The sequence below is a fragment of the Salinivibrio sp. MA427 genome (genome assembly GCF_001996115.1).
Classification (GTDB): Bacteria; Pseudomonadota; Gammaproteobacteria; order Enterobacterales; family Vibrionaceae; genus Salinivibrio; species Salinivibrio costicola.
Genome location: NZ_MUFH01000216.1, coordinates 1 through 5,130 on the forward strand (window position 1 = coordinate 1; position 5,130 = coordinate 5,130).

General features: G+C 48.9%; 5 protein-coding genes. All 5 read right to left on the reverse strand.

Annotation, left to right across the window (positions count from 1 at the left end; translation table 11 throughout):
* Positions 1–433, reverse strand: a 433-nt coding sequence (locus BZG79_RS12015) for an extracellular solute-binding protein (protein WP_347336592.1), incomplete at its 3' end; no start/stop codon positions are given.
* A gap of 697 nt (positions 434–1,130) precedes the next feature.
* A complete protein-coding gene (locus tag BZG79_RS12025) occupies positions 1,131–2,579 on the reverse strand; it encodes an ATP-binding protein (protein WP_077774485.1) in 1,449 nt (482 codons plus the stop codon).
* Positions 2,569–3,288: a response regulator transcription factor gene (locus BZG79_RS12030; protein ID WP_021023747.1), complete on the reverse strand. Its 720-nt coding sequence runs from the start codon at positions 3,286–3,288 to the stop codon at positions 2,569–2,571. Before BZG79_RS12030 ends, BZG79_RS12025 begins: the two co-directional genes overlap by 11 nt.
* A gap of 196 nt (positions 3,289–3,484) precedes the next feature.
* Positions 3,485–3,586 (reverse strand): MetS family NSS transporter small subunit, encoded by a 102-nt coding sequence (locus BZG79_RS16155; RefSeq protein ID WP_021023748.1) that lies wholly within the window; start codon positions 3,584–3,586, stop codon positions 3,485–3,487.
* Positions 3,583–5,070, reverse strand: a complete 1,488-nt coding sequence (locus BZG79_RS12035; protein ID WP_077461155.1) for a sodium-dependent transporter — start codon at positions 5,068–5,070, stop codon at positions 3,583–3,585. Before BZG79_RS12035 ends, BZG79_RS16155 begins: the two co-directional genes overlap by 4 nt.
* Positions 5,071–5,130 lie beyond the last annotated feature (60 nt).

Genomic DNA, 5,130 nt, shown 5'->3' on the forward strand with positions numbered 1-5,130 from the left:
GTCCATGTGACATACTCGGGCTTAAGGTGCCGTGTTCTTGCGCATAAAGAAACGCATCGCGCGATGCGTGGGCGCAATGATCATCCTCAGGCAATGGCACATCAAATCGGATCGGCAAAGAGCCTTTATAACGATTAAAATCGCGTTGAAATTGCGGTGTCAATAAATACGACGCTATATCCGCCTGGCTTTGCCGCTCGTTTTCATTGTTGGGTTTAAAAAACACAAAGCTGTCGACGTTATAGCTAAACGCGTGTTTAGTGCCAGGGACGGCAACACAGGTAAACGCCTTGCCTTCTTGCTGATTAGCTGCGAAAAATTCACCTTTCGCCCAATCTCCCATTACTTGCATGCCTGCCTGATTATTAATCAGCAGCTGCGTGGTATCGCTCCAGTTTCGGCCTTGACCCTTGTCATCGACATATTTGCGCATTTTGGCGAGTAAACGGAACGCTTCAATGACGCCGTCACTCAGTAATGCGTNAAATTAAGAAACGCCCGCTGATAAAGTTGTGGTCCCATGACGGACAGGGCCAAGCTGTCAAACAGCGTCGCCACTTGCCAGGGCTCTCCGCCCAGGGCAAGGGGAACATAGCCTGCCTGCTTAAGTTTATCTGCCGCAGTAAAAAAGCTATCAAAGTCGGTCGGGATATCAGCATCCGCGGCCTCAAACGCACGTAAGTTAATCCATAGCCAATTTACTCGGTGGATATTAATGGGCGCGGCGACGTAATTGCCTTGATACTGCATCACATCTCTAAGTGGCGCAGGGATCTTGGCTTCCCACTGCTCGGCATCAGCAATATTATTAAGATTACGCAAAAAACCGAGTCTCGCCCACTCCGTGATCTCTGGGCCTTTGATTTGTGCGGCCAAAGGTGGATTGCCACTAATCGCACGAATTCTCAGTGTATTCATCGCACTGATCCCAGCGCGACCTCCTACCGCAAAATCTTGCCATTGATAGCCTTGTCGCTCCATGCCCTGACGTAATACCGAGGCGGCTTTGGCCTCTCCGGCTGAGGTCCACCAGTGAAGCACTTCAACCTTGCTTGCAGCGGCGCTAACGCTGTAGGCTAACAAACTGTACGCAAGCAGCGCACCCGATAAAAATCGTGTTGTTCGACGCATTATTCTTCTACCCGCGGGAAACTGATATCAACTTGTAATCCACCCTCACGATGATTACTGAGCACCATATCACCACCATGGGCATGAATGATATCTCTGGCGATCCCAAGGCCTAAGCCCGAGCCGTCACTGTCATCATGCAAGCGCACATAGGGATCGAACACTGACGTGAGTGCTTCTTCTGGAATACCAGGGCCTTCATCGATCAAGGTGATATCTAAGGTGTGCGTCGCGTCCATAACATAAATGGTTACTTTTTCGCCATACTTAACCCCGTTATCAATTAAATTGGATAGGCAACGTTTAAACGCGAGCGGTTTACAGGTAAATGGCGGCACGGCATCGCTTTCAATCTGCACCCGCATTCTGGTTTGGTTGTGGGGTTCAACAATCATCGCTAAAAAGTCGATCACATCAATCGCGGCCATATTCTCGTGAATATCGGTATCACGCACGGTTTGAACCGCGCCTTTCACCATCATTTCAAGATCGTCCAAGTCTTTATTTAATTTTGCCGTTTGTACCTCATCGTCGATCAGCTCCGCGCGCAGGCGTAACCGCGTAATAGGGGTTTTTAAATCATGCGACATCGAGCGAAAAAGGGTTTCCCGCTCGCGTAGATGGCGTTGTAAGCGTCGTTGCATCCGGTTGAAAGCTCGGGTCACAATCGCAATTTCAGCCGCGCCTTCTTCTTTAAGCGGGGGTTGCTCAATGTCAGTACTGAATAAATTAGCGGCCTTTGCTAATCGCTTTAGCGGCCGAGCTTGTTGACGAATTAAGATGTAGGTAAAAAATAGCAGCAAAGCGGTAATGACCACGATAAAGACCACTTGATCGGCGGTGATCAGCGTATCGTCGAGGGTCACATAGGGCGCAGGAAGTAGGGCAGCGATATAAACCCATTCATCGGTTTTAAGCTCCATTTGCACCACCAGAATAGGTGGATTGAGTGGCTCTAAGCTTAAGGTGTGATGTGCCCAAGACTTGGGTAAATCTTGCAATAAAATATCGTTATTCAGCACCCGCAATGTTTCAGGGCGAGAAAAATTAACCTCGATGGTGTTTAACGCCGGCAGTTGTTGATGAAGAATGCCTGATACGGTATCGATAGCAACCTGTTTGGCTTGCGTGTCTTCGATCGGCGTGATGTGAATTTTTTCTTTATTGAATGAAACAAAAAACCGCGTGCCACCCATATTACGCAACTGATTCAATGCGACATGACGATACGCCACGGGTAAAGACTGAAAAAAGGTGGTGGTCGATGCAAACATGTTGGCTAAACTCGCCGATGCGGATTCTAATCCCTCTAGCTGGGTTCGCTTCGACTGAGTATACCAGATTGATGTCGCAATCCCTTGTGCCAAGACCACCGATAGTAGCGTTAACAGCAGTGTTCTGGAAAGCAGAGAGCGTGGGATCAGTTTTTCGAGCCATTCATGATTCATACTGGATCTCGGCAACAAACATATAACCTGCACCACGTACCGTTTTAATTAGGTTCGCTTTACTGGTATCGCGTAAGCGTTGACGCAGACGGCTGACTTGAACATCAATACCACGCTCTTGCGCTTGGGCATCTCGCCCGCGTGTTGCCTGACTAATGGCGTTACGATCCAGTAGCTGGTGCGGGTGGTCGATAAAGAGCATGAGCAGTGCGTAGTCAGAGGCAGACAGCTCGATTTCCATCCCAGTGACAACATGATGCAGCTGCTGCGTAGCTGGCTCAAGACGCCACTGACCAAAGCGGATTGCTTTTGGGCGTGACAAGGTTGTTTCTTGTAACTGTTGAGTACGGCGCAGTAACGCGCGAATACGTGCAATCAGTTGGCGAGGGCTAAACGGTTTTGCAATGTAATCATCCGCGCCCAACTCAAGTCCGACAATTTGATCCGTCTCGTCCGACACCGCCGTGAGCATAATGATGGGGACACCCGAGTCTTTGCGGATACGTTTACATAAGGTAAAGCCGTCATCACCCGGAAGCATGACGTCTAAAAGAATTAAGTCGGGATACTGCACGGCCAGCTTAGATTGCATCTCATGACCATTTTGCGCGGTGACTACGTCATAACCGGCTTTCGCCAGATAAGCCTGAAGAAGTTCACGAATCTCAACATCGTCATCCACCACCAAGATGCGTTTGGCTGAAGCCATAGTGCTTTTGTCCTCGTTGCTATTTTGATCGGTCCATTATCGGTGCTTTGTGGCTAAGATGCTAGAAACAACCCCGCAGTTTGTGTAATTAATCAGCGACTAACAAAAAGCCCCCAAGCGATATCGAGCTTGAGGGCTGTTAGGCGTGTTTGTATTGTCAAAACAGCGCCTACTTGCAGCAGGCGCTTCACATATTTTATTCACTATTACTTTGCATCGCTTTACGAATACACAGAGCGGCACCGCCCCATGTTACCGCTAAACCGATAAGCATCATTACGATTGCACCTGTTGTCATGCGTCTGTCTCCATATCACGAGCGGGTGTGGTTGTGCTGTTAACAATAATGCCAACAACCAGCATGGCTGCCACCAAGCCCCAGCCGAGGGTTAGTAGCTCGAACTGCGCATAGCCACCATAGCCGTCGTTAAAGGTATCAATCAGGTTTTTAACCAAGATCACGGCCAGCATAATCGGGCTGATAAAGCGGATACAAATTTCCATCCACTGTCCCACATTAAATTCAGATACGCGATTCACGTATTGACGGATGTCAGACAGTTTCACTAGCCAGCCTACGACAATTAGCTCAAGCAAGCAGCTGGTTAACAATGCAACGTTGTTGACAAAGTAGTCGACTAAATCAAGCAGCAACAAGCCACCGTTGGTAGCAAACGCCATTGAGACCACAAAGCCCACACCACAAACCGCGATTGCCGCTTTTTGACGTGTGACATTCAACTTATCCATGATCGATGATGTAACCGCCTCGATGATCGAGATATGCGAGCTTAAGCCTGCCACCACCAGCGCTAAGAAGAACAAGGGACCCAAAATATAAGGAATAGGCAACAGATTAATTGCGGCTGGCAAAGTGACAAAGGCCAAGCCGACACCGCCGCTGACGACGTCAGTGATGCCCTTACTCTGTTCGGCGGCCATGTAGCCGAGAATAGAGAAGATCAACACACCCGCGACAATCGAAAAGCCGCAGTTAATCAACACCGTCATTAAGGCGTTATTATTCACATCCGATTTCTCAGGTAAATAGCTTGAGTAAGCGAGCATGATGGCAAAGCCGACAGAGAGAGTGAAGAAAATCTGCCCGTAAGCAGCGGACCAAACACTGGCATCTGTCAGTTTGCTAAAGTCTGGCGAAAACAAGTAGTTAAGCCCATCAAGCGCGCCCGGTAACATCACCACACGGCCTATTAGCAGCAGCACCATGATAAACAACAGTGGCATCATGATTTTGCTCGCCTTTTCGATCCCGCCTTTTACGCCACGGAATACGGCAGCAAACGTGATTGCCCACGCAATGATCATCGGAATCGCAATATGCCATTGCCAATCACCCAAATTAGTGGGCGAGTTTTCACCCAGCTTTAGGTAATCTGAAAAGAAGAAGGCGTTGGTATCTGTGCCCCAATCTTGTCCAAATGAGAAGCCAAAGTACGAAATGGCCCAACCAATGACCGCGACGTAGTAGATCCCAATCGTTGCCGCAATCAAGACTTGGAACCAACCGAGCCACTCAAACTTGGTGTTGAGTTTTGAGAAAACCACGGGCGATGAGCCACGTAATTTTTTCCCTAAACCAAACTCCATGATCATAAATGGAATACCGGCAGTGAGCATGGCGAAAAGGTAAGGGATAAAAAAGGCACCGCCACCGTTCTCATACGCCATATAGGGGAATCGCCAAATATTCCCTAGGCCGACTGCTGACCCAACGGCAGCGAGGATAAACCCAGCCCGTGAGCCCCATTGTTCTCTTTGCATATCTACTTACTCCTTTGCGAATTGCCCTTCTTGCGCTTATCCAAGCCCGCAGTGTTGTGA